The following is a 22,641-nucleotide window of genomic DNA, read 5'->3' on the forward strand; positions in this document are numbered from 1 at the left end:
TCTGCGCCCACCCGTGATCGCTCAGGAAGCCCTGCGACGGAACAGGGGCTGGTCGGTATCGGTGGCGGCCTGGTAGGCCTGGCTGAAGAAGTTCAGGCAGCGAGCTGCCTTGCTGATGTCCTTGTCGGCCCGCAGCACGTAGGAATCGAAGCCGCACCGTTTCATGAACTGCAACTGGTCCAGCAGTACATCTCCGATAGCTCTCAGCTCTCCCTGGTAGCCAAACCTTTCCCGCAGCAGGCGGGCGATACTGTAACCCCGGCCATCCACAAAGCGTGGAAAGTTCACCGCAATCAACGGTAATTCCTTAACCTTTTCCCCAAGCATTTCGGGCTCGTCATGGCTGTCGAACCAGACTCCGATATCATCCCGGCCTACGTAGTGCTCGTAGCCTGCAAGCCACAGATCCGCGGGAATCAGCGCAGGTTGGCCTGCGGCTACATTGAGGGATTCACCCTCGGCAGGGCGCTCTACGACCACCCAGCTGTCGTTACGGATGCTGCCGTCAGCAGCGATTACATCAGGCATAGACCCGCTCCTTGAATGGTTCAATACCAACACGGCGATAGGTATCCAGGAAGGTTTCTTCCTCGCTCCGTTTGTCGACATATACATCAATGATCTTGGCAATCACTTCGGGCATCTGGTCCCTTGCAAACGAGGGCCCCAGAATCTTGCCAATGGCGGCGTCATGATGGGAGTCGCCACCGAGACTGATCTGGTAGAACTCTTCGCCTTTCTTGTCAACGCCCAGCACGCCAATGTTACCAACGTGGTGGTGGCCACAGGCATTCATGCAGCCGGAGATGTTGAGGTCGATGGGGCCGAGGTCGTACAGGTAATCCAGATCATCAAAGCGACGCTGGATAGCCTCAGCAACGGGAATCGATTTGGCGTTGGCCAGGGCGCAGAAATCGCCGCCCGGGCAGCAGATGACGTCGGTCAGGGTGTTCAGGTTGGCAGTGGCAAAGCCCAAGGGAACGAGGCGCTGCCAGAGCTCGAACAGCTGGTCCTGGCGAACATCGGCCAGAACCACATTCTGCTCGTGTGTCGCGCGGGCCTCACCAAAGCTGAACTGGTCCGCCAGGTCGGCAATCTGCTCAAGCTGATAATCGGTCACGTCACCCGGCGGGGTCCCGGTTTTTTTCAGGGTCAGGGTGACACTGGCATAGCCGGGCTTCTTGTGCTCGCTGACGTTGTGAGTCAGCCACTTGTCGAATTCGCGGTTCTCAAATCGTTGCTCACTCAGCAGGGCAGTGGCGTTCTCCAGTGTCTCGTAGTCAGGCTCGGTGAAATAGCCCTGGAATTTGCGGATCGCTTCCGGGGTCAGCCGAGTCGGGGAGTCTTTGATGTGTGCCCATTCAGCTTCGACTTTCTCGGCGAAACCTTCCGGGGTCAGTGCCTTCACCAGAATCTTGATGCGTGCCTTGAACTTGTTGTCGCGCCGGCCGTAACGGTTATAGACCCGCAGGACCGCCTCCAGGTAAGTCAGAAGGTCGAGTTCCGGCAGGAATTCCCGAATGACTGGCCCCACCATGGGCGTGCGGCCCAGGCCGCCACCTACGTGTACGCGGAAGCCCAGCTCACCCTGATCATTCCGGACCAGTTGCAGGCCGATATCGTGTACCTGAATGGCCGCCCGGTCCGTCTTTTCGGAGGCATTAACCGCCACCTTGAATTTGCGAGGAAGGAAAGCGAATTCCGGGTGGAAGGTCGACCACTGCCGGATAATCTCGCAGTAAGGGCGAGGGTCGGCGATTTCATCGGCCTGAACACCGGAGAACTGGTCTGTGGTGGTGTTACGGATGCAGTTACCGCTGGTCTGGTTGGCATGCATTTCCACTTCGGCCAGTTCGGCCAGGATATCCGGAACGTCTTCCAGGTTTGGCCAGTTCAGCTGGATGTTGGTACGGGTTGTAAAATGCGCATAACCCTTGTCGTAATCACGGGTGATGCGGGCCAGGCGGCGGATCTGGTCTGAACGGAGCATGCCATAGGGCACACAGATACGCAGCATGGGTGCAAGACGCTGAACGTAGAGACCGTTCTGCAGACGAAGTGGAAGAAACTCTTCTTCCGCCAGCTCGCCCGCCAGGGCCCGCTCGGTTTGGTCCCGAAACTGTGCGACACGTTCCGCGGCAATTTGCCGGTCGTGCTCATCATAAACGTACATAGGGTAACGTCCTGCCTGGTAACTTCTGAAATGCGGTTGTTGAATGGCGCCAAAATGACATTGGGCCTTATTCCTGAAGCGGAGGATATCACTGGGTTTTTATTCTTAAAATGATTATTTCAAAATATCATTATCGATTCAGGTGATAAGCAGGAAAATCAGCAGCGGCGGGCAGGACTGGACGAATATCAATTTCCTGCTTTAATAAAAGCCGGGTACTGAAACAACAACAACAAGACTGGATAACCGAGGAGTAAGCTATGAAAAAGACAGCGGATTCAGATAGCCAGGCCGATGCCGTTGCAGCAGTGTTACTGGTGTTGCTGGCTGTTGCCTTTGCGGTAGTGTGGGTTGCCGGCCAGTAGCGCTACTGGCCTGCCAGCACCACCTTTACCACCAGTATCAGCCCGCCCACAAACGCAGCGCCAAACAGCAGCCCGGCAATGATGTAGGGCACCGGGCTGTGGCTGGCAAAATCCTCTTGTCGGCGCTTTTCAGACTGCACCCCCAAAGCGCCGGCGAGGATACTTTGCATGATTTTCAGAACGCCCGGCGAACCGGGCTTTTTCTTGCTGCTATTATTGTTGTTGTCAGCCATATCGTTCATTGAGTCACCCTGATTTATTCGGCCGGATCGTAGGCCAGGCTGGGCATCAGCCAGCGCTCAGCTTCTGCTTTGGACAGCCCTTTTCGTTCAGCATAGTCTTCAACCTGGTCCACGCCAATTTTGCCGACGGCAAAGTATTTGGATTCCGGGTGGGCAAAGTACCAGCCAGAGACCGCTGCCGTTGGGTACATGGCAAAGTGTTCGGTCAGCTGGAGGCTGGTGTTGGCTGTTGCATCCAGCAGTTTGAACAGGGTGGCTTTCTCTGTATGGTCAGGGCAGGCAGGATAGCCGGGGGCCGGGCGGATGCCCTGGTACCGTTCCTTGATCAGGTCATCGTTGGCCAGCTGTTCATCGGTTGCATAGCCCCAGAATTCTTTGCGAACCCGTTCGTGCATACGCTCGGCAAAGGCTTCTGCAAGCCGGTCTGCCAGAGCCTGGACCATAATGGCGCTGTAATCGTCGTGGGCATCCTTGAACTCTTTGGTCAGTTCGTCCACCCCAATACCGGTGGTTACGGCAAAGCCGCCGACATAGTCACCCACGTTGGAGTCTTCAGGGGCCACAAAATCAGACAGGGCCATCATGGGTTTGCCGGGCGCTTTTTCGTCTTGCTGGCGAAGGTGGTGCAGGGTGGTCAGCTCCTCGGTGCGGGACTCGTCTGTGTAAACGACAATGTCGTCTCCGCGACGGTTGGCCGGCCAGAAGCCAATCACGCCTCTGGCGGTGATGCGTTTATCTTCGATCATCTTCTTGAGCAGTTTCTGGGCGTCGTCGAACAGGGTGCGTGCAGCTTCGCCCCGCTTCGGATCGTCGAAGATTGCCGGGTATTTGCCGGCAATGTCCCAGGAAATGAAAAACGGCGTCCAATCGATGTAGTCCACCAGTTCGTTCAGGTCGTAATCGTTGAACGCCCGCACCCCGGTGAAGGCCGGTTTCGGTGGCTGGTAAGTCTCGAAATCGAGTTCCGGTGCCCGTGCCCGTGCTTCTGACATTGACACCAGCTTTGTACGGTCGCCACGGTTCTTGCGGCGCTCACGGATCTCGTCGTACTCGGTACGGGCGGCTTCCACGAGCGTGGGCTTTGCGGTCTTGCTCAGAAGCTGAGAGGCCACGTTTACGCACCGGGACGCATCGGATACGTACAGGGCAATGTCGTTCTTGTACTGGGGCTCGATCTTCACCGCAGTGTGGGCTTTGGAGGTGGTGGCACCGCCAATCATCAGCGGGATATTGAAATCCAGCCTCTGCATTTCCCGGGCAACATGGACCATTTCATCCAGCGAGGGTGTGATCAGGCCGCTCAGACCAATAATGTCGACATTCTCTTTTTTCGCAACGTCCAGAATCTTCTCGCAGGGCACCATCACGCCTAGGTCGATGACTTCGTAGTTATTGCACTGCAGGACCACGCCCACGATGTTCTTGCCAATGTCGTGTACGTCGCCCTTCACGGTGGCCATCAGAATCTTGCCCTTGGCCTGCTGGTCTTCTGTTTTCTCAGCCTCGATGAACGGGATCAAGTGGGCGACGGCCTGCTTCATTACCCGGGCGCTCTTGACCACCTGGGGCAGGAACATCTTTCCATCACCGAACAGGTCGCCGACCACATTCATACCCGCCATCAGCGGGCCTTCGATCACTTCGATGGGGTGGCTGGCGTTCTGCCGGCAGGCTTCTGTGTCGTCAATAATGTAACTGGTAATGCCTTTCACCAGGGCATGCTCAAGACGCTTCTCGACGGGCCATTCACGCCAGGCAAGGTCTTCTTCTTTGGTCTGGCCGCCTTTGCCTTTGAACTTTTCGGCCGCCTCAAGCAAGCGATCTGTTGAGTCATCGCGGCGGTTCAGGACGACGTCTTCCACCAATTCTTTCAGGTCTGGCTCGATCTCGTCATAGATCACCAACTGGCCCGGGTTCACTATGCCCATGTTCATGCCGGCCTTGACCGCGTGATACAGGAAAACGGAGTGAATGGCCTCGCGCACCGCATCGTTACCGCGGAAAGAAAACGAGACGTTACTCACGCCACCGGAGATGGACGCGTGGGGCAGGTTTTCCCTGATCCAGCGGGTGGCATTGATGAAGTCCACCGCATAGTTGTTGTGCTCTTCGATGCCGGTGGCGATGGCGAAGATGTTCGGATCAAAAATAATGTCGGCCGGGTTAAAGCCGATACTGGTCAGCACGTCGTAAGAGCGTTTGCAGATCTCGGTTTTACGCTCGAAGGTGTCGGCCTGGCCGTCTTCGTCAAAGGCCATGACGACAACGGCCGCACCGTAGCGCATGCAGTCTTTTGCCCGCTTGATGAACTCTTCCTCGCCTTCCTTGAGGCTGATGGAGTTCACCACCGCCTTGCCCTGAATGCATCGAAGACCGGCCTCGATCACTTCCCACTTGGAAGAATCGATCATGATCGGCACGCGGGAAATGTCAGGTTCGGATGCCACCAGTTTCAGGAAGGTCTCCATAACCTCCCTTGAATCCAGCATGCCCTCGTCCATGTTGATATCGATGATCTGGGCGCCGTTTTCCACCTGGTCCCGGGCCACGCTCAGCGCTTCCTCGTACTGTTCTTCCTTGATCAGTCTCAAAAATCGCTTGGAGCCGGTCACATTGGTGCGTTCGCCCACGTTAATGAACAGCGTGTTTTCGTCACCGGTAAAGGGTTCGAGGCCTGACAGGCGCAGTGCCTTGGGGCGATCGGGAATCTTCCGGGGCGGATACTTGGACACCGCCTTGGCAACGGCTTCAATGTGATCCGGGCGTGAACCGCAACAACCCCCGATGATGTTCAGGAACCCGTCCTTGGCGAAGCCCTCAATGATATCGGCCATTTCTTCGGGGGTCTGGTCGTATTCGCCAAATTCGTTGGGCAGCCCGGCGTTGGGGTGGGCTGACACATAGGTTTCTGCCTTGTTGGCCAGCTCTTCCACATAAGGGCGCAACGCGTCCGCACCCAGGGCGCAGTTAAGACCCACTGAGATGGGTTTCGCATGGGCGATGGAGTTGTAGAAGGCCTCGGTGGTCTGGCCCGACAGTGTTCGACCGGACGCGTCGGTAATGGTGCCGGAGATCATGATCGGCAGTTCAAAACCGTTGTCCTCAAAGAACTGCTGGGTCGCGTAAATGGCGGCCTTGGCGTTCAGGGTGTCGAAAATGGTTTCAATCAGGATCAGATCGGAGCCGCCTTCCACCAGCCCGGAGACCGCTTCATAGTAATTATCCACCAGGGTCTGGAAATCCACATTCCGGTAACCCGGGTTATTGACGTCTGGTGAGATGGAGGCGGTGCGCGATGTAGGGCCCACGGCGCCGGCAACAAACCGTGGTTTGTCCGGATTGCGGGCGGTGAACTCATCAGCGATTTCCCGAGCGATCCTGGCCGCTTCCACGTTCAATTCACGGGCCAGATCTTCCATGCCGTAGTCCGCCTGGGAAAGGCGGGTGGAATTGAAAGTGTTGGTTTCGATGATGTCTGCGCCGGCATCCAGGTAGTCTGCGTGGATATTGCGGAGCAGGGCCGGCTGGGTCAGGTTGAGGAGATCGTTGTTGCCCTGAACGTCCCGGTCGAAATCCTTGAATCGGTCGCCCCGGAATGCGGCTTCGTCCAGCTTCTGGTTCTGGATCATGGTGCCCATGCCACCATCGAGGATGATGATGCGTTCCTTGAGGGCCTTATGAAGCTGTTCCAGGCGGGTAGTACGATCGGTCATAGGGAATTCTTCCGGGGTCATTAATAACGTCGTGTTTGTTCGGACGGCGCGGGATCATAGCAAAATTGTACGTATACGTCTTAATGCAGATGATCATTATCAAGCACTGACCACAAAGTTACTGGCGGGAGGTTATACGTGCAATTCATTATCCTGTTAAAGCCCGACTATTTTACTTGGTCTTTTAAGTTCCTGCGAACTCTCCTAAAATAGAGACTACATTTGAAAACAGGTAGGAAGCATGGCTTTGGTAACTGTCACTGATTCCGCAAGGGATTATCTTGCGCAACTGATTGAAAAGCAGGATGTCGAGGGCATGGGCGTTCGTATTTTCGTCACCCAGCCGGGTACCCGCAATGCCGAGACCTGTCTGGCCTATTGCCCGCCAAACGAAGTCGTCCCTACAGACGAGCAGGTTGATCTGCAGAAATTCACCCTGTTCCTGGACCATAACTCGGTACCGTTTCTGGAAGATGCCTACGTGGACTACTCCAAAGACCAGATGGGCGGCCAGTTGACCATCAAGGCGCCGAACGCCAAAGTGCCCCAGGTGTCTGATGACGCCCCCCTTCCTGAGCGGGTGAACTACGTGCTGGCGTCTGAGATCAACCCCAATCTGGCGGCCCACGGCGGTGATGTATCGCTGGTCGAGATCGTTGAGGAGTCGGTGGCAGTGCTGCGTTTCGGTGGCGGTTGCCAGGGCTGTTCCGCCGTCAGCCTGACCCTCAAGCAAGGTGTTGAGAAAACCCTCAAGGAGCGGGTTCCGGAGATCACTGCGGTTCGTGATGTGACCGACCACTCGAACACTGAAAACGCCTACTATCAGTAATTTCTGCATTACCTCTGCCAGGCCGTCGTTCACCGCGGCGGCTGCCGCAGATGCCTGTCTTTCGTGGCTACACGGCCAATGTCCTGATATCTGCAATACTCCATTATCCTGTTGATTAACAGAACCGTGCACGGTTGCTGTACCGTGCCATAAAAAACAGTGATATCAGCGGCGCCATTGCCGCCAGACTTGAAACCGGGGTAACACTTGCTCGACCTTGCTCTCTTATCCGTACCTGTGATGGCTGCTGTCGTCGGCTGGTTTACGAACTGGCTTGCGATACAGATGTCATTTCACCCGGTGCGTTTCATCGGCATTGGCGTTATTGGTTGGCAGGGTGTTATCCCCCGTAAAGCCGAGAAGATGGCGCACATCTGTATCGACCGGACGCTGCAGCAGTTTGGTGATCTGAATACCGTCTATCAAAAGCTGGAGCCCCAGCGCATTGTTCAACAGGTGGTGGCACAGGTTTCACCACGGATGGATGAATACATCGACGAAGTCATGTACGAAGTGCAGCCGGTGTTGTGGGATAACCTGCCGCTGTTTGTTCGCGCCAGGATCTACCAATGGGCCAGGCAGCAGCTGCCGGACAGGATTGAAGAGCTGGTTGAGGATTTCGGTGACGACCTGAATGAGCTGGTGGATCTGAAAGCACTGCTCAGCCGCGAATTGCAGAATCATCCTGACCTGATGAATCGCATTTTCCGGGAAGCCGGTTCCGTTGAATTGCAATCGGTCATCAACCGTGGTGCCATCATTGGCGGTTTGCTGGGTGCCATCCTGGCGCCGCTGTGGCTGGCCTATCCGGAGCCATGGCTGCTGCCGGTCGGTGGTTTTGCCATTGGCTTTATCACCAACTGGATCGCCATTAATCTGATTTTTGCACCGCTTCGCCCTCGCCGGGTTCTGTTTTGGCGGATTCAGGGGTTGTTTCTGCGCCGTCAGGAGCAGATCAGTGATACCTGGGCACGTCTGGTGGCCGAGGAACTGATCACCGTTGAGAAGGTGGCGGACGCCATGATCAATGGCCAGCACGGAGCAAGAACCCGAGCTATCATCCAGAAGCATCTGCGCCCAATGCTCGATAACTCCATGGTTATGAAGCTGGCGGCGCAGGTGACGGTCGGTATGACCGGCTACATTGATCTCAAGCGAGTGATGAACCAGAAGGCGGTGATCGCCACCCGGGATGTGTTCAACGATCCCGCTTTTAACAAAGAGCGGGCACCCATTGTGGCCGGTGTGCTGGCGGGCCAGATGAAATCGCTCCGTCCGGAGGAGTTCCAGGACATATTGCGGCCGGCGTTCAGAGAAGAAGAGCTCCAGCTGATGTTTGTTGGGGGCTTGTTCGGCGCAGTGGCCGGCCTGATTCAGTTTATCGCGATGAACCAGCTGCCGATGCCGCCACTGGGTGGCTAACAAGGGAGACGGGTAATGTCTGTGTGGGTTTTGATGATTGTTCAGGTGCTGTTGACCGCAGGTACGGTGGCGGCTGTTCTGTTTGCGTTCTGGTACTTCGTAGTTCGGCCCTGGCTGGCTGAACGCCTGCAGGAGTTGGTGGAAGCCGCTGACCAGATCGAGCCCAAGGTGGCCAAGGGTGTCAACAAAGGCGTCGCCGATGCCGTCCGGCAGCTCCCGCAAAATGCATGGGAAGGCGCGACCAAGGAGTCGACCAAGCAATTCCTGAAGTTTGGCTCCAATCTGTTCGAGAACGGGCTCAGCAGCTTTCTGGGCTCGACTGCCGAAATGCAGAAATCCCAATCCAGCAGTGGTAGCCGGCCACCAGGGCAGGGCGATCGCTGATCAAAGGCAGTTGGTTGGCCTGGGTAGCCCGGCAATCCGGCAGGCGGTTTTGGCGGGTGTGCCTGGGAACAACTGCATCAGGTAGATACTGTTGCCCTTGTCGTCCCCGAACGCTTCTTTCACTGCCTTCACAAATAACCGGTTTGACGGCGGAGACATTTCATGTTGTTTATAGAATTCCCTCAGGAAATCTATGATCTCCCAGTGATTTTCATTTAGCTGTATGCTGTCCTCGGCGGCAATCTCCTGTGCTACCTCAGGGGTCCAGCTGCCAGCGTCTTCCAGAAAACCCTCGTTGTTGCGTAACGGCAAAGTCGTCATTGTATTACCAGCTCACGGTGCGTGAATGTTCGGCAGTCAGGCGCACCAGATCGCCATAGCTGATGATTTGTACATTGGGGTTGCCTGCCAGGCCTCTGGCCTCAAGGTCTGCGCCAAGGGCAACACAGTTTCGGGGCAGGCTAGTGGTGCTGTCTGTTACCGCCAGTACCGCATTTTCCGCCAGTGCCAGCGTGTCTCCTTCGTGAACGGCTGCCAGACAGGTTGCGAACCTTGGGTGACTGGGTGATTTGTTCAGGATATGAAGTGTCGCCTGAATCGTTTGTTCCTGTGTCATTCCGTCATCCTTAGCCTGCAAAAACGATGCGTTCAAAGCGATCAAGGGCGTCTCTGACCGATGGAATCAGTTCCACGCCATTCAGCCTGTCTTCCTCACCAAGCCGAAAACGCTCGCAGGCGGATTGTTCCGCGAGAATCTGTTCGACTCCGAACACCGGTGCCGCAGCAAGGTTCTTTTCAACCGTTTTCTGGCCGATGCCTCCGGCATCCTGGGATTTGCGCAGCCAGTTAACACCAGCGCCGATAAAGAGCAATGCCGCTGGTTGATCGAAGGCTGCCAGGGAAAACACCATATCCAGCGCTTCGCGACCGGACCAGGAGCCATACGGAGCCTGATCAATCACAATCAAGGTGGTCATCTTAGTGGCTCCCATGAAAGTAGATCACACGGTCAGACTTCAGGTTGCCTTCCACCCATTCGCCCAAGCCCGCTATCTGGTATGGCTGGCGAAGGTTGTTGGCGCTGAGTTCATACCTCGCCTGTTCGCCCTGGTCGACGATTCCCCGGCGCAAGGCCGAGGCAATGCAGGCGACCCCAGGCGTCTGGTTGTCAGCAAGGAAATCTGCCCACTGGCCTGGCCAGTCGGGTTCATCGGAGGGGGGCGTACTCAGGGCTGAAGCTAGGTGTACGCCCTCGCCATAAAGAAACACTCGGTCGATGTGGTGGCCGGCTGCAATCAGCTCCTGTGCGAATGCCAGTGCTGTTTGTGGTGCCTGGCTGGACCAGGGAGCGCCGGTAATGACCAGGGTGTAAGAAAGGCGAGGAGACATAACGATAGGTTGCCGGTCAGGAATGGATCGGATTTCAGTTTACCGAAAGCAAGAACCCCGGCAAAGGCCGGGGTTCCTGTTCAACGCGTTGCTCTGGCGAATCAATCGTCGCCGCTGAATGCCGCCAGCAGGTGCAGCAGGCTGACAAACAGGTTGTAGATGGCCACGTACAGGCCAACGGTTGCGATCACGTAGTTACGCTCGCCGCCTTTGATGATCCGGCTGGTTTCAAACAGGATCATGATGGAGGCGAAAATGGTGAAGCCAGCGGATACCGCCAGGTGCAGGGCAGAGCTCTGCATGAAGAAGGCCAGCAGCATGGCACCGATTAGCACGAACGCACCGGCCGTCAGGAAGCTGGACATAAAGCTGAAGTCTTTCTTGGTGATCAGCGCGGTGGCTGACAGACCAACAAAGGCTACGGCTGTCAGGGTCAGTGCCTGGGCGACAATCTGAGAGGCACCCGCGGCAACGAACGCGCCGATGATCGGGCCCAGGGTGTACCCCATGAAGCCGGTCAGGGCGAAGGTGGTTACGATGCCCCAGGGGCTGTTCTTGAGCTTATAGGTCGCGAACAGCAGGCCAATATAGCCAACGATGGTGATCAGGAAGCCCGGGTGCGTGCCGTTCATGTTCAGGAACGCAGTCAGGGCCGAGAAGGCCAGGGTCATGCCAAGCAGCATGTAGGTGTTGCGCAGTACCTTCAGCGCATCTTCATCAATGCCCGCTGTTACGCCGGTGGCTTGACCGGACTGCGGGTAGGCAGCCTGGTTGTTCTGAACGCCGAAACGTCTGTCTTCCATTGTCATCTCCGTTTATTGCAACTGGATACTGAGTCCCATGATAATGTCGAATCCGCAACTTTCAATCATTTACGACAGAAAATGCCCCAATGGATTCCATTAAACTGGTGTAATCTTGCTCGCACCGTGACCAGAACCAGTGGAATTTCCAACGTTTTTTCTTCAAGGCGTTGACAGTAATGGCAAATCCGGTATCATTCCACCCGCTGTCGCAATGGCAGCAACGGAAATACGCCTTCTGGCGTTTTTTCGGTAAGACGGTGGGCTGGCAGAGTGGCTGAATGCAGCGGTCTTGAAAACCGCCGACGGTTAATAGCCGTCCCGGGGTTCGAATCCCTGGCCCACCGCCATTTTTCTTCCTGACACCGGTCTCTATACTCCCCAATCGATACCTTCGACAGACTACGTAACTTCCTGCGTATTAAACTTCTTTGCGAATCCAGTACACTGGTGTGAAATCGAATGCCCGTTGTGAGCAGGTGCTTTAATGGATCAGGATCAGAGCCAGATTCCGGAAACCGAGCAGGATCGAAAGAACCGGCGCTATGCCGTCTCTGCCAATCGTGGGAGCCCTAGCCATCGGGTGCGTTACGTGGAAACCGGCGGTGCTGCAGTGGATACCGAGGAGTGCACCTTTTGCCAGGCTGTTCCCGACCTGGACCATGCCGGTGGTATCAGAGCCACTCAAGTTCCTGGCCGGTCTGACACCAGCGAGTGTGCTGGTAATGGAGCTCAAACAGGCGCCGCTGATTCTGCACAGTAGCCAGGTCACACAATTCAAACCGGACGCTGGCACCAGGCAGTTGTTGGGCCAGAAGGCCGCAATCCACGGCGGGAACGACGCCGGGCTTCGGGTAGCCACCAATGGTCTGGCAATCGTTCAGCAAGACGATAGGTTGACCATCACCGGGAATCTGGACGGCTCCAAGGGCGATGCCTTCGGAAATAATTCCGGGGGGCGGGGAGCTCAGGGGCGTTCCCTGGAGTCGAAAGCCCATGCGGTCGGATTGGTCGCCAACCGTATAGCGGCTGGTTGTTAGCCTGATGATATCCGCTCGCTGAAACTGAGGGTATTGATAGCCCGGAATCAGCCGGATAACCGTTTCTGCATCAAGGTCGGGACGCTGGTGATCTGGTACTTTCCGCTCTGGCACTTGGCGCTTTGGCTGCAACGGCATCAATCGGTCTCCCGCCTGCACCGGGCCCTGGCCCTCGAGCTTTTCCCGAACAACCACCGAATGGCTCCCGAATTGTTCCGGCGCATCCAACCCACCCACCACGGCCAGGTAGACAAGCCGATGGTGCGTTGAGTGGTCAATCGTTAGTTCGTCACCATCGTTGAGGTTCAGGGTTTGCCACAAATCAACCGTTTGCCTGTTCACCGTTACGCGTGTTCTGGCGCCGGTGAGGGCTACCTGAAGCGCACCATGGGCAATGGCACGAAATCCACCCAGCACAATCTCCAGACAGGCCGCATTGCGAGGGTTGTCCAGCAGCTTGTTGGCCCAGGTATAGCTGATCAGGTCCAGCGCGCCGCCTGCGGCCAGCCCATGGTGGCGATAACCCCGACGACCGCTGTCTTGAATGGTGCTTTGTACGCCGGGGCGGACGACTTCCAGAAAACTCATGGGGTCAGCTCCCCGCCCGTGGCCAGAAACGCCTCCCGGCTTATGGCTTTGAATCTCACCCGGTCGCCGACCCTGAGCAGTGACAGGCTGGTTTGGTCGAACAAGGGTGTCGGGCACCGGCCAATCAATTGCCAGCCGCCAGGGGATGCCTGCGGGTAGACCGCGGTCTGCCGGTTGGCTATGCCAACACTGCCAGCGGGCACCCGTTTGCGGGGGCTGGTCTTTCGGGGCGCGGCGATGGTGGGGTCCACTTGCCCCATAAAGGCAAATCCGGGAGCAAACCCAAGGGCATGGACCCGGTACTCAACGGCGCTGTGTTTGCGGATGATGTCCTCGCACTCCAGGCCGCACTCTGAGGCCAGCCATTGCAGGTCAGGCCCGGTCTCGGTGCTGTAGTAAACCGGCAGCTCAACCAGTCGGCCCTTCTCATCCGGCGCGCGCTTACAGGTGTTTTCGAGGGTAACCAGTGGCCTCAGCTCAGACACAGCCTGCCGAAAGTCGATCTTCAATGGATCGTAGACCACCATCAGCGTTGTATATGAGGGAACTATATCGACTAACCAGGGGGAACCGGCACTGCGAATGTTGTCGGCAAGTCCGGCGATGCGGGCAGGCAGGCTCTCGTCGATGGCCTCGGCCAGGGTAATCAGGATGGTATCTTCCGAAACCGCTTCAATCATTGCCCGGGTTTGCCAAGAGCCTTGCGGATGGCCTTGATCGCCTCAAGCGCGGCTTCGTTGTCGCCATGAACGCACAGGCTGTCTGCAGGAAGTTCAAGCCAGTTACCGGTGGCACTGAATACGCCACCTTTTTCGGCAAAGTACCGGGCCTGGCGCACAATGATTTCAGGGTCTTCGTGCACCGCCCCAGCCTGGCGTCTGGACACCAGTTGGCCTTCGTCGTCGTAGGCTCGGTCGGCAAAGGCTTCCAGCAGCAGGGGAACGCCGACATCGGCGGCCATTTGCTGATGCTCCCGGTATTTCCGGGTGACCGGAATCATCAGGGGCAGATCCTGCCGGAAGGTTCGGGTGGCAACCATGACCGCGTGCAACAGGGTTGGGTCCCGCATCATGTCGTTGTTCAAGGCGCCGTGGGGCTTCACGTAACTCAGGCTTAAACCTTCTTTACGACACATGCCCTCCAGGGCGCCCAACTGATAAAGCAGAAGGGCTTCGATTTCTTCCGGGGTGTGGTGGATAGACCGCCGGCCAAATCCGCTGAGGTCGTGGTACGAAGGGTGAGCGCCAATCTCCACGTGGTAACGCGATGCCAGCGCCAGCGTGTTGCGGATGACCATGGGATCTGCGGCGTGGAACCCGCAGGCCACATTAGCCATGTCGATCAGGGGCATGACCAGATCGTCATGGCCCATCTGCCAGGCGCCGTAACTCTCGCCGAGATCGCAATTCAGTTTCATAGCGTACCGGTCGTCTCAGATATCCGTCCGGCCGGGAAACGTCGCCTGTTTCCTGGCTTCTGCGCATTTCTGCCTGGCAGCCAGATTGTCCGGGCTGTTGTCAGGCACGGCCCACCCTTTCAGGTTGTCTTCCACCAGTTGCACCAATGCGTCGATATGGCCGGGTGTGGCGTTCAGGCAAGGGATGTAGCCAAAGGCTTCACCCCCGGACTCCATGAAGTATTCCCGGTTTTCTTCGTTGATTTCCTCGATGGTTTCGAGGCAGTCCGAAGAGAACCCCGGGCAGAAGACATCTACAGATTTTACACCTTTTTCCGGTAGGGATTTAAGGGTTTCGTCGGTGTAGGGTTGCAGCCATTCTTCCCGCCCAAAGCGCGATTGGAAGGTCGTCAGGTAGTCGTCCTGGCCAAGGCCAAGCCGTTCGGCCAGCAAGCGTGAGGTTTTATGGCATTCACAGTGATAAGGATCGCCCTTGAGCAGGTATTTCAGGGGGACGCCATGGTACGACAGGATGAGTTTTTCGTGCCGGCCATGATTGGCCCAGTGCGCCTCAATATGGCGTGCCATGGCCTCAATGTAGGGCGGGTAGTCGTGATAGTGAGACACAAACCGGAAATCCGGCAGCCAGCGGCGGCGGGTAAAGTCGGCGGAGATGGCATCAAAGGTAGACGCAGTGGTGGATGCCGAATACTGGGGGTACAGCGGCAGGACAAGCAGCTTGCGAACACCTTGTTGCTGCATGTCTTCCAATACCCGGGAAATTGACGGGTTGCCGTAGCGCATGGCAAAACCCACCACCACGTTGCTGCCATACTTTTTCTTCAGCGCTTCCCGAATGCCTTCCGCCTGTTTGGCGGTGTGTATCAGCAGGGGAGAGCCCTCCGGTTGCCAGACACTGGCATAGGCCTGGGCGCTTTTTCTTGGCCGGATTCTCAGGATGATGCCATGGAGGATCAACCACCAGATGGGGCGTGGTACTTCCACCACCCTTGGGTCCCACAGGAACTCGGCAAGATACTTTCTCAGTGCTGGTGTGGTGGGGGCGTCTGGTGTGCCAAGGTTGGTCACAAGTACCCCCAGGCGTTCGGGCTCGTTATGGCTGAACTGATCCGTCCCTTTATATGGCATTGATGCTATCCGATGGTGGTGGGTTAATGCTTGCCAGCCTGCTGTGCCAATCGCGGTATAAGGCCCGTGATGTCATATCCCGCGCGCTGAGCTTTGGACAGAATCTCCTCCGGCTGGGTTTCCCGTGCGGCGCTCAGGGCCCACAGCACGGTACAGCGGGTTCCAGACCGACAGAAGGCCAGTACGGGTTTATCGGCATTCCGGATCATCGGCGCAAACTGGTCAACGTCCTGGTCGGTGATATTGCCAGACTCCACCGGGAGGAATACCCACTCCAGGCCATGTTCCCGCGCTGCCGCTTCTATGTCCGCCATGGCGGGTTGGCCAGGCTCTTCACGGTCCGGGCGATTTGCAACCAGGGTCCGGAAGCCGAGCCGGGCAATTTCGGCAACATCCTGAACCGAAATCTGGGGGGCTACCGATAGGGTTTCATCAATCTTTCTGATATCCACTTAGGGCTCCAATGGTTGATGGCCGGGGATTTAAAGACGGGCCCCTTGGGGCCCGGCACAATGCTGTGATCGGGTCGTGTTGCTCAGGGGTTAGGCATTATGACCAGATGATGCCCGTATACGCTCAGCAATTTCAAACAGAATCATACCTGTGACCATCGATGCAACAAAGACCACAGCTTTGATTTCGCCCGCACCAAAGGCAACCAAAGCCGGCCCCGGGCAGAATCCCGCAATACCCCAGCCGACCCCAAACATCATACTACCGACGATCAGCCGTTTATCGATCTGGGTGTTGGTGGGGAGCTTTATGTTGAAGCCCAGGAATGACAATGTGCGTCTGCGGGCGATGGTGAAGGCTACCAGCCCAACAATAACCGCACCGCCCATAACAAAGGCCAGGGAGGGGTCCCAGGCACCGGCGATATCCAGAAATCCGAGGACTTTTTCCGGGTTGGCCATACCGGAAACAATCAAACCAAGGCCAAAAATCAGGCCGGCAAACAGGGAAGCAATATGATATTTCACGGCTTCAGGCTCCAATCAGGTGACGGATAACATAAACGGTCACGAACCCCATACCCATAAAGCTGAGGGTGGCCACCAGGGAACGAACAGACAGCCGGGACAAACCGCAAACCCCATGACCGCTGGTGCAGCCGGACCCATAGCGTGTTCCAATGCCCACCAGCAGGCCGGCGACAATCAGGGCAGGGTAACCGGCGTTGATTTCGATAGGTGGTAACTGGCCTGCCAGTGTCCAAATCGCTGGTGCCCCAATCAGCCCGGCAAGAAAGGCAATTCGCCACAGAATGTCGCTTCTGATGGGGGTAAGCAAACCGCCGAGTATGCCGCTGATGCCGGCAATGCGGCCGTTCAGAAGCAGGAAGCTGGCGGCGGCCAGCCCAATCAGAATACCGCCAGTTAGTGCAGTGCCAGGGGTAAACTGGCTCCAGGCAATCTCAATCATTTACGTGCTCCAGGTTTCGCTATGAGGAATAAGCTTATAAGTATGGGCGATAATACCAAAAAAAAAGCCCGGCAAGGAATGCCGGGCAGAGGCGTGCGAGTAGTATCCATGAAAGACTTCCAGACAAACCGACATCAACTGGGATGCCGGTAACGGGAAGTATTGACCATAATGTGAGCAGTTCAAGTGAGAGCGGCTTTCGTTTGAAAACATTTTTTCATATGCCTTGGGTGTTTATACTGCGCCCCTTCGTTATGCGGGTTTCAGGGAGGTGTGTATGACCACTGAAATCCCCGTTTGGCTGTAATACAATGGGGCCAGACCGTTCCCGCTTTGTTGCCAAGAGGTATTCATGTCAGACCACGACGATAAAAACCCGGAAAATGATCCGCAGCTGGCGGACAAAATCAAGGATTCCGCCCGCCAGATCTGGCTTGCGGGTCTGGGTGCATACACCAAGGCCGAGGAAGACGCGGGTAAGTTTTTTGAGCGCCTGGTGCAGGAGGGTGAGCAACTGGAAACCAGGACCCGGGGCGTGGTGGAAAAGCAGATCAAGACCGTAGAGGGTCGCGTTGGTGAGGTTAAGGAAAAGGCGACCGGAACCTGGGACAAGCTTGAGCACATGTTCGACCAGCGCGTATCCGGTGCTTTGCGTCGCCTTGGTATTCACCGGCGCGAGGAAATTGAAGCGATGGAGCGCAGGATTGAAGTGCTGGAAAGCGAATTGGCCAGATTGCGGGGTGATTCACCAGCCTCGGATGAAGAAGAATAACCCTCAAAGGTAGCTGCGGCTGGTCAGCTGAATCTCCTGTTGCTCCTGTTCCGCCAGGTACGGAAGGATCAGGTGCAGCATTTGATACACTCCCTTGCCCGGATCTACCGATTCCCGGTCATCCAGATGGGACAGCGTGTCAAAGCTGCTCCAATAGCAGGCCGTCAGGGTGAGCTGTTCGCACAGCGAGAGCAGCTCGTCTTCACTGATGGTCATGACCCCTTGGCTTTGAAAGCTCTCACACAAAACCCGAAACGCATTTTTTTTCTTCGCCAGAATCCGTTTAAACCGCACTTGCAGCTGGCTGTAGCGAGACAGCACGTTCACCAGATCCTGATACAGAAAACGATATCGGGCGACAGCCTCAAACAGCAAATGCAGGAAAAAACTGAACTGGTCCAGTGAAATATCGGCGTCGTCCGGCACCGCGAGTAAGTCCACCATTTCCGCTTCAAAGCTCTGGAACAGCTCGTCGACAATGTCGCTTTTACTTTTGAAGTGGTAATAGAGGTTGCCCGGGCTGATGTCCAGCTCATCGGAGATCAGCAGGGTGGTGACATTCGGCTCGCCCAGGCTGTTGAACAGCGCCAGGCTGGTGCCGAGAATCCTGTCCCTGGTTTTGATTTTTTTCATAATCGCTGAATCGATTCCTCAGAGGTCAAACCGCGCCCATACCGGGCAGTGGTCTGATGGCCGTTCCATACCTCGGATATCATAGGATACGCCGGCCTCTGTGGCTTTGGGCAGCAGGCTGTCGCTGGCCATTATCAGGTCAATTCGCAGGCCCCGTTTAGGGTCCCGTTCAAAGCCTTTGCTACGGTAGTCAAACCAGCTGAAGGTATTGGCTTCGTCCGGGTGCAGGTGGCGGAAGACGTCGGTATAGCCCCGGCTTTCAACCTGGGCAAGCCATTCCCGTTCCTCTGGCAGAAAACTGCATTTCCCGGTGCGCAGCCAGCGCTTGGCGTTATCCGCGCCAATGCCGATGTCTTTGTCTGTGGGCGAGATGTTCATGTCGCCCATGACAACCACATGGCCAGGTTGGCTTTTCAAGTCGTCCAGGTAGGCCATCAGATCCCGGTAAAACTTCTGTTTTGCGGGAAATTTCACCGGATGATCCCGGCTCTCACCCTGGGGGAAGTAGCCGTTGATCACGGTCAGCGGCTCTCCGTTCACGGTAAAGCGACCGGTTATAAGACGGCGCTGGGCATCGTCGTCATCGGTGCTGTATCCCTTCTGGACCGACTCGGGCTCGGCCCGGGAGAGCAGGGCGACGCCATAATGGGTTTTCTGGCCGTGAAAGTGCACGTGGTAGCCGAGTTTGCGGATGTCATCTACCGGGAATTCCTGGTCAGTGACCTTGGTTTCCTGAAGCCCGATGATATCCGGGTTCAGTTGCTCGATCACAGCTTCAAGCTGGTGCAGACGGGTGCGGATACTGTTGACGTTAAACGACACAAACATCATGGGGGTGGAGTCTCCGGTACGTTTTGCCCGAGAGTTTACCACACCGTGGCCGGTTATCTGTTTGGCGGCCGGGCCGGGTTCAGGGCGTCAGTTCACAATCCGGGTATTGTTCCACCTCGTAGCGGATGTGCGCGGTGAAATTGGCATCTGCGTTTTCACGGATGTTGGTAAGGCCCAGGTACTCGGTCAGTGCGCCCTCTTTGTTGTACCCCAGCACGATAGGGTCAACCAGAAACCGGAGAACCAGGCTGGTGGGGCGAATACGAAGGACAACATCGGAGTTCAATTGGTTATTGCGGGTGGGTTCCAGTACAAACCCATAATGCTCGCCCCGTGTCGGGCCCAGGAAGCGAAACTCCACCGACTCTCCCCGGTTAACCTGGCCCCAGTTGGCGCGGACCAGATGATCAAAACCGGCATCCACCACTAACCGATTATCAAAATCTACCTCGTACCTCTCAACGTCGCCGGCGGGAGTCTGCCATTCAATTTCCAGGCGGTTCGCCTCCGGGTAGGTGATTTTCAGGCTCTCGTTGAAGTCCGGTTGCTGAAAATCCACGCTCGGGCGGAGCGAGGAGTCTTCATAGTTCATCTGTTTGGTTGCGAAGGGGTCCTCGCCAGGTTCCTTTCGGTAGTTCACTGAGTGAGTTTGGGGTTCGAAGATGCCTTCCGCACAATGGCCCTCAACCCGATGGACTTCCTGGTAAAGCAACGTGCCACCGTTACTCTTGGCTGTGCCGGTGAACACGAACTGGTTGGCGTTTACGGGCAGTGCCAGAATGGTCAGGGCGCTGAAGGTAATGGCTGAACGAATCATGGCTGCAACTCCGAGTACAGGGTCTTCCGAACGAAAAGCAGCAACGGGAATAACAGGAACCACCCCACGGCCATGGCGGCCAGAGAGATCGTGAGGTCGGGCAGGGTGACGATACCCAGTTTGCTGGCGGACCAATAGGCGAACGGCCCTCCGATCGGCGCAAACACATAAGGTAGCCATCTGCGTTGCGCTATCCAGCCCAGTGAGTGGCACAGGGTGGTCATGAATATGGCCCAGATAGCGACCAGCCAGGGGGGCGCAACCAACACTTCATCGGAACCATTGATGCCAAGTACACCGGTTCGGAACCAGAGTGTATCCATCAGGCTGCCAAGCACCACCCCGAAGCCGATGAACTGGAGCTCGGTAAAGCGCTTCTGGCTCACCAACGCAAAGTGGATGGCCAGAAATATCAACACCAGCCCGGCGGCAGCCAGGCCGGGAAACAGAACGCACACCAGCCAGCCTGTCTGGAACAGGACGAAGTTCAGGATATTACGGGCGGTGTCTGAGGCGATCATAAACTGAGTATGTTGGCGCGTTTGTTGGCGGGCTTGGCCAGCACCAGGTGGGCCACGCCAATGGCCCGTTCGCTGAAGCCCGCCTCACAGTAGGCAAAGTAGAAGTGCCATAGACGCTGGAAGGCCTCGTCGTAGCCACGTTCAAGCAGGGTGTTCCGGTTTGCCATGAACCGGTCACACCATTCGCGCAGGGTGCGGGCGTAATGGAAGCCGAAGTCTTCGGAGTGGGTCAGCACCAGGTTGGATCCGCGGCGCATGGACGTGATAATGGCTCCGAATGAGGGTATGAAGCTGCCCGGGAAAATGTACCGTTGAATGAAGTCGACGTTCTTCAGGGCCCGGTCGTAACGCTGCTCCGGCATATTAATAGCCTGCACCAGGGCAAGGCCGTCCGGCTTGAGCAACGTGCTGATCTGGGCCAGGTAGCTGTCCAGGAACTGCGGTCCAACGGCCTCAATCATTTCGATCGACACCAGCTTGTCGAATTGCCCGGTCAGGTCACGGTAGTCATCAAACAGCAGGGTGATACGGTCTTCCAGGCCTTCGGCTTTCACCCGCTCTTTGGCCAGCTCAAGCTGCTCCCGGGAGATGGTGGTAGTGGTTACGTGGCAGCCATAATGCTTGGCGGCGTGAATGGCAAACCCGCCCCAGCCGGTGCCTATTTCGATCACACGGTCCTCTGGCTGCAGGTCCAGCTTCTTGCAGATGGTATCCAGCTTGTAGACCGCGGCTTCTTCGAGTGTTGAGTCCGCGCTCGGGTAAATGGCCGATGAATACATCATGGTTGGGTCAAGAAAGAGCTGGAACAAATCGTTACCCAGATCGTAGTGGGCACTGATGTTCTTGCGCGAACCGGCAGGGGTGTTGCGGTTCAGCCAATGCAGCGCTTTCAGGGTCGGCTTGCTTACCCAGCTGAACTTGTCTTCAAAGGCATTCATGGTGTCCAGGTTTCGGCTGAAAAAACGCAGGAGGGCGGTCAGGTCCGGAGAGCTCCAGTCCCCTGCAACGAAGGACTCGGCGGCCCCAACGCTGCCACCAGTCACCAGATCACGCCAGGTGGTGTGATCATGGATGACCAGTTCCGCTGCCGGATACTGCGGGTCCCCGTCACCGTAGACGAGATCCTCAGCACCGTATTCCTTGACCACCAGTTTGCCGTGGGCCAGTTGTGACAGCTGCTGGCAGACAAGCTGTTTTGCAATCCGGCTTACCAGCGGCGTTTGGCTGGTGCGCTGGCTGTCTACGGATGTGTTCAGGTTCTCCATGAGCTTACCCTTCCCGCTATATCTGAATCTGAGTGCCTGGGTGCCGGTGTTAAAGTGATCTCCGCGCCTTTATCTTCCACGCCCTTTCGATATTGGCTGTCCGTTTTGTCCAGCTTGTCCGGGTGGGTGTAGAAAGGCGCGCCCTTGAGCTTCAGCTTCAGGGCATTCCAGTAAATGCCGGCCGTGCCTTTGAGGGTTTCCAGGGGAAAACGCCTCAGGCTTCTGTGCAGTGTTTTACGTTCAAACGGGCTGCGTTGGACTACCAGGGTGGCATCAAAATGTTTTTCCTGTCCCTGTTGCACGTTCATGTGAATACGTAGCTCGGGGCCTTTGAAACTGAACAGCCACTGGTACTGCTGATCCATGCCGTTGAACGGGGACACGTGAAAGCGCTTGCTGAAGGCAAAGCGTTCGGTATGCCACGCCCCGGTCAGGGTAGATCCGGGCTGATGGCACTCAAGGCAGTAAACATGGCGTTGCTTCCAGGGTGTGTTGGTAATCTGCGCCAGAATCACTCGGGGAACGTCGCCGTTTTGAGGGCTTTCGCCGTGGTTGTAGCAAAGATAAAAGCTGACTGGATTGAAGACGTATCCCAGGTAGCGCGGATGAGTGATCAGCTCTATTGGGCCGTCCGGTGCCCAGCCAGTGGCGCTTTTCACCTGGTTGAACACTGCCTGGCGCAGACTGGGCACTTCCGGGTTCAGGTAATCCCGCCGGTACAGAGACATCCAGTTAAACCGTTCCAGGGAAAAGAACGGGCTCGAAGAGGTGATGGTCTCCCAGTCATCCAGGTCTAACGCCAGCATACCGATCTTGTACTTAAACTCGTGCAAAACCGGAATCTTACGCCGATGTCTTATAGTGCCTTCTAGCCACTGGCTGGCCAT

General features: G+C 56.6%; 26 protein-coding genes and 1 tRNA gene. 5 read left to right on the forward strand and 22 right to left on the reverse strand.

Features of this window, described 5'->3' with window-relative positions; genetic code table 11:
• Positions 1-21: 21 nt before the first annotated feature.
• From QUE75_RS09765 to metH, 4 genes are all read right to left on the reverse strand, one after another.
• Entirely contained in the window at positions 22-528 is a 507-nt protein-coding gene (locus QUE75_RS09765; RefSeq protein ID WP_061332835.1) for a DUF934 domain-containing protein, read from the reverse strand.
• Positions 521-2,173 carry a nitrite/sulfite reductase gene (locus QUE75_RS09770; RefSeq protein WP_138435562.1) on the reverse strand — a complete coding sequence of 551 codons (1,653 nt, stop codon included), beginning with the start codon at positions 2,171-2,173 and terminating at the stop codon, positions 521-523. Before QUE75_RS09770 ends, QUE75_RS09765 begins: the two co-directional genes overlap by 8 nt.
• Before the next feature lie 367 nt (positions 2,174-2,540).
• Complete coding sequence (locus QUE75_RS09775; RefSeq protein ID WP_082780601.1) at positions 2,541-2,780, reverse strand: DUF2970 domain-containing protein; 240 nt, start codon at positions 2,778-2,780, stop codon at positions 2,541-2,543.
• A gap of 14 nt (positions 2,781-2,794) precedes the next feature.
• The gene (gene metH, locus QUE75_RS09780; RefSeq protein WP_286255497.1) at positions 2,795-6,493 is read right to left on the reverse strand and encodes a methionine synthase; all 3,699 of its coding nucleotides are present in this window, start codon (positions 6,491-6,493) and stop codon (positions 2,795-2,797) included.
• A gap of 241 nt (positions 6,494-6,734) precedes the next feature.
• Here metH and nfuA point away from each other — a divergent pair, with 241 nt between their 5' ends.
• The 3 genes from nfuA to QUE75_RS09795 all read left to right on the forward strand — a co-directional run bounded on the left by nfuA (position 6,735) and on the right by QUE75_RS09795 (position 9,128).
• Entirely contained in the window at positions 6,735-7,322 is a 588-nt protein-coding gene (gene nfuA, locus QUE75_RS09785) for a Fe-S biogenesis protein NfuA (protein WP_058089746.1), read from the forward strand.
• Between the two features lie 285 nt (positions 7,323-7,607).
• On the forward strand, positions 7,608-8,744 hold the full coding sequence (locus QUE75_RS09790; protein ID WP_286255500.1) for a DUF445 family protein: 1,137 nt from the start codon (positions 7,608-7,610) through the stop codon (positions 8,742-8,744).
• Positions 8,745-8,759: 15 nt separating this feature from the next.
• Positions 8,760-9,128: a hypothetical protein gene (locus tag QUE75_RS09795; RefSeq protein WP_286255502.1), complete on the forward strand. Its 369-nt coding sequence runs from the start codon at positions 8,760-8,762 to the stop codon at positions 9,126-9,128.
• Here the strand turns inward: QUE75_RS09795 and QUE75_RS09800 are convergent, their stop codons facing one another.
• The 5 genes from QUE75_RS09800 to QUE75_RS09820 all read right to left on the reverse strand — a co-directional run bounded on the left by QUE75_RS09800 (position 9,129) and on the right by QUE75_RS09820 (position 11,320).
• A complete protein-coding gene (locus tag QUE75_RS09800; RefSeq protein ID WP_061332843.1) occupies positions 9,129-9,449 on the reverse strand; it encodes a TusE/DsrC/DsvC family sulfur relay protein in 321 nt (106 codons plus the stop codon). It abuts the gene before it with no gap.
• A 4-nt stretch (positions 9,450-9,453) separates the two neighbouring features.
• Positions 9,454-9,744 carry a sulfurtransferase complex subunit TusB gene (tusB, locus tag QUE75_RS09805; protein WP_286255505.1) on the reverse strand — a complete coding sequence of 97 codons (291 nt, stop codon included), beginning with the start codon at positions 9,742-9,744 and terminating at the stop codon, positions 9,454-9,456.
• A 10-nt stretch (positions 9,745-9,754) separates the two neighbouring features.
• Positions 9,755-10,105 carry a DsrE family protein gene (locus QUE75_RS09810; RefSeq protein ID WP_061332847.1) on the reverse strand — a complete coding sequence of 117 codons (351 nt, stop codon included), beginning with the start codon at positions 10,103-10,105 and terminating at the stop codon, positions 9,755-9,757.
• 1 nt (position 10,106) lies between these two features.
• Positions 10,107-10,517 (reverse strand): sulfurtransferase complex subunit TusD, encoded by a 411-nt coding sequence (tusD, locus tag QUE75_RS09815; protein ID WP_286255510.1) that lies wholly within the window; start codon positions 10,515-10,517, stop codon positions 10,107-10,109.
• A gap of 101 nt (positions 10,518-10,618) precedes the next feature.
• Positions 10,619-11,320 (reverse strand): Bax inhibitor-1/YccA family protein, encoded by a 702-nt coding sequence (locus QUE75_RS09820; protein ID WP_058089752.1) that lies wholly within the window; start codon positions 11,318-11,320, stop codon positions 10,619-10,621.
• Positions 11,321-11,579: 259 nt separating this feature from the next.
• Here QUE75_RS09820 and QUE75_RS09825 point away from each other — a divergent pair.
• A tRNA-Ser gene (locus QUE75_RS09825) sits at positions 11,580-11,670 on the forward strand.
• Positions 11,671-11,994: 324 nt separating this feature from the next.
• Here the strand turns inward: QUE75_RS09825 and QUE75_RS09830 are convergent.
• The 7 genes from QUE75_RS09830 to QUE75_RS09860 all read right to left on the reverse strand — a co-directional run bounded on the left by QUE75_RS09830 (position 11,995) and on the right by QUE75_RS09860 (position 16,915).
• A complete protein-coding gene (locus QUE75_RS09830) occupies positions 11,995-12,948 on the reverse strand; it encodes a 5-oxoprolinase subunit C family protein (RefSeq protein WP_286255517.1) in 954 nt (317 codons plus the stop codon).
• Positions 12,945-13,628 (reverse strand): 5-oxoprolinase subunit PxpB, encoded by a 684-nt coding sequence (pxpB, locus tag QUE75_RS09835; protein WP_286255520.1) that lies wholly within the window; start codon positions 13,626-13,628, stop codon positions 12,945-12,947. The genes QUE75_RS09830 and pxpB overlap by 4 nt, the downstream gene beginning before the upstream one ends.
• A complete protein-coding gene (locus QUE75_RS09840) occupies positions 13,625-14,365 on the reverse strand; it encodes a 5-oxoprolinase subunit PxpA (RefSeq protein ID WP_286255522.1) in 741 nt (246 codons plus the stop codon). The genes pxpB and QUE75_RS09840 overlap by 4 nt, the downstream gene beginning before the upstream one ends.
• A 15-nt stretch (positions 14,366-14,380) precedes the next feature.
• Positions 14,381-15,493 (reverse strand): ferrochelatase, encoded by a 1,113-nt coding sequence (hemH, locus tag QUE75_RS09845; protein WP_286255524.1) that lies wholly within the window; start codon positions 15,491-15,493, stop codon positions 14,381-14,383.
• Positions 15,494-15,516: 23 nt separating this feature from the next.
• A complete protein-coding gene (locus QUE75_RS09850) occupies positions 15,517-15,945 on the reverse strand; it encodes a TIGR01244 family sulfur transferase (RefSeq protein WP_286255527.1) in 429 nt (142 codons plus the stop codon).
• A 90-nt stretch (positions 15,946-16,035) separates the two neighbouring features.
• Positions 16,036-16,473, reverse strand: a complete 438-nt coding sequence (locus QUE75_RS09855; RefSeq protein WP_286255529.1) for a YeeE/YedE family protein — start codon at positions 16,471-16,473, stop codon at positions 16,036-16,038.
• 4 nt (positions 16,474-16,477) lie between these two features.
• Positions 16,478-16,915 (reverse strand): YeeE/YedE family protein, encoded by a 438-nt coding sequence (locus tag QUE75_RS09860; protein ID WP_286255530.1) that lies wholly within the window; start codon positions 16,913-16,915, stop codon positions 16,478-16,480.
• A gap of 352 nt (positions 16,916-17,267) precedes the next feature.
• Here QUE75_RS09860 and QUE75_RS09865 point away from each other — a divergent pair, with 352 nt between their 5' ends.
• Entirely contained in the window at positions 17,268-17,687 is a 420-nt protein-coding gene (locus QUE75_RS09865; RefSeq protein WP_286255531.1) for a phasin family protein, read from the forward strand.
• Between the two features lie 3 nt (positions 17,688-17,690).
• Here QUE75_RS09865 and QUE75_RS09870 read toward each other — a convergent pair whose 3' ends face one another.
• The 6 genes from QUE75_RS09870 to QUE75_RS09895 form a co-directional block, all read right to left on the reverse strand.
• Complete coding sequence (locus QUE75_RS09870; RefSeq protein ID WP_061332869.1) at positions 17,691-18,320, reverse strand: TetR/AcrR family transcriptional regulator; 630 nt, start codon at positions 18,318-18,320, stop codon at positions 17,691-17,693.
• An 18-nt stretch (positions 18,321-18,338) separates the two neighbouring features.
• Positions 18,339-19,151 (reverse strand): exodeoxyribonuclease III, encoded by an 813-nt coding sequence (gene xthA, locus QUE75_RS09875; RefSeq protein WP_286255536.1) that lies wholly within the window; start codon positions 19,149-19,151, stop codon positions 18,339-18,341.
• Positions 19,152-19,230: 79 nt separating this feature from the next.
• Positions 19,231-19,968, reverse strand: a complete 738-nt coding sequence (locus tag QUE75_RS09880; RefSeq protein ID WP_286255538.1) for a hypothetical protein — start codon at positions 19,966-19,968, stop codon at positions 19,231-19,233.
• A complete protein-coding gene (locus tag QUE75_RS09885; protein ID WP_286255540.1) occupies positions 19,965-20,489 on the reverse strand; it encodes a DUF2878 domain-containing protein in 525 nt (174 codons plus the stop codon). Before QUE75_RS09885 ends, QUE75_RS09880 begins: the two co-directional genes overlap by 4 nt.
• Positions 20,486-21,754: an SAM-dependent methyltransferase gene (locus tag QUE75_RS09890; RefSeq protein ID WP_286255541.1), complete on the reverse strand. Its 1,269-nt coding sequence runs from the start codon at positions 21,752-21,754 to the stop codon at positions 20,486-20,488. The genes QUE75_RS09885 and QUE75_RS09890 overlap by 4 nt, the downstream gene beginning before the upstream one ends.
• Positions 21,742-22,641, reverse strand: a complete 900-nt coding sequence (locus QUE75_RS09895) for a DUF1365 domain-containing protein (protein WP_286255543.1) — start codon at positions 22,639-22,641, stop codon at positions 21,742-21,744. Before QUE75_RS09895 ends, QUE75_RS09890 begins: the two co-directional genes overlap by 13 nt.

It is taken from the genome of Marinobacter shengliensis (assembly GCF_030297115.1).
In the GTDB taxonomy this organism is placed as follows: Bacteria; Pseudomonadota; Gammaproteobacteria; order Pseudomonadales; family Oleiphilaceae; genus Marinobacter; species Marinobacter shengliensis.

Bases quoted from the DNA above. Each gene is read 5' to 3' on its own strand.
- QUE75_RS09765 (WP_061332835.1), bottom strand. From the start codon at position 528: ATGCCTGATGTAATCGCTGCTGACGGCAGCATCCGTAACGACAGCTGG.
- QUE75_RS09770 (WP_138435562.1), bottom strand. From the start codon at position 2,173: ATGTACGTTTATGATGAGCACGACCGGCAAATTGCCGCGGAACGTGTC.
- QUE75_RS09775 (WP_082780601.1), bottom strand. From the start codon at position 2,780: ATGAACGATATGGCTGACAACAACAATAATAGCAGCAAGAAAAAGCCC.
- metH (WP_286255497.1), bottom strand. From the start codon at position 6,493: ATGACCGATCGTACTACCCGCCTGGAACAGCTTCATAAGGCCCTCAAG.
- nfuA (WP_058089746.1), top strand. From the start codon at position 6,735: ATGGCTTTGGTAACTGTCACTGATTCCGCAAGGGATTATCTTGCGCAA.
- QUE75_RS09790 (WP_286255500.1), top strand. From the start codon at position 7,608: ATGTCATTTCACCCGGTGCGTTTCATCGGCATTGGCGTTATTGGTTGG.
- QUE75_RS09795 (WP_286255502.1), top strand. From the start codon at position 8,760: ATGTCTGTGTGGGTTTTGATGATTGTTCAGGTGCTGTTGACCGCAGGT.
- QUE75_RS09800 (WP_061332843.1), bottom strand. From the start codon at position 9,449: ATGACGACTTTGCCGTTACGCAACAACGAGGGTTTTCTGGAAGACGCT.
- tusB (WP_286255505.1), bottom strand. From the start codon at position 9,744: ATGACACAGGAACAAACGATTCAGGCGACACTTCATATCCTGAACAAA.
- QUE75_RS09810 (WP_061332847.1), bottom strand. From the start codon at position 10,105: ATGACCACCTTGATTGTGATTGATCAGGCTCCGTATGGCTCCTGGTCC.
- tusD (WP_286255510.1), bottom strand. From the start codon at position 10,517: ATGTCTCCTCGCCTTTCTTACACCCTGGTCATTACCGGCGCTCCCTGG.
- QUE75_RS09820 (WP_058089752.1), bottom strand. From the start codon at position 11,320: ATGGAAGACAGACGTTTCGGCGTTCAGAACAACCAGGCTGCCTACCCG.
- QUE75_RS09830 (WP_286255517.1), bottom strand. From the start codon at position 12,948: ATGAGTTTTCTGGAAGTCGTCCGCCCCGGCGTACAAAGCACCATTCAA.
- pxpB (WP_286255520.1), bottom strand. From the start codon at position 13,628: ATGATTGAAGCGGTTTCGGAAGATACCATCCTGATTACCCTGGCCGAG.
- QUE75_RS09840 (WP_286255522.1), bottom strand. From the start codon at position 14,365: ATGAAACTGAATTGCGATCTCGGCGAGAGTTACGGCGCCTGGCAGATG.
- hemH (WP_286255524.1), bottom strand. From the start codon at position 15,493: ATGCCATATAAAGGGACGGATCAGTTCAGCCATAACGAGCCCGAACGC.
- QUE75_RS09860 (WP_286255530.1), bottom strand. From the start codon at position 16,915: ATGATTGAGATTGCCTGGAGCCAGTTTACCCCTGGCACTGCACTAACT.
- QUE75_RS09865 (WP_286255531.1), top strand. From the start codon at position 17,268: ATGTCAGACCACGACGATAAAAACCCGGAAAATGATCCGCAGCTGGCG.
- QUE75_RS09870 (WP_061332869.1), bottom strand. From the start codon at position 18,320: ATGAAAAAAATCAAAACCAGGGACAGGATTCTCGGCACCAGCCTGGCG.
- xthA (WP_286255536.1), bottom strand. From the start codon at position 19,151: ATGATGTTTGTGTCGTTTAACGTCAACAGTATCCGCACCCGTCTGCAC.
- QUE75_RS09880 (WP_286255538.1), bottom strand. From the start codon at position 19,968: ATGATTCGTTCAGCCATTACCTTCAGCGCCCTGACCATTCTGGCACTG.
- QUE75_RS09885 (WP_286255540.1), bottom strand. From the start codon at position 20,489: ATGATCGCCTCAGACACCGCCCGTAATATCCTGAACTTCGTCCTGTTC.
- QUE75_RS09890 (WP_286255541.1), bottom strand. From the start codon at position 21,754: ATGGAGAACCTGAACACATCCGTAGACAGCCAGCGCACCAGCCAAACG.
- QUE75_RS09895 (WP_286255543.1), bottom strand. From the start codon at position 22,641: ATGGCCAGCCAGTGGCTAGAAGGCACTATAAGACATCGGCGTAAGATT.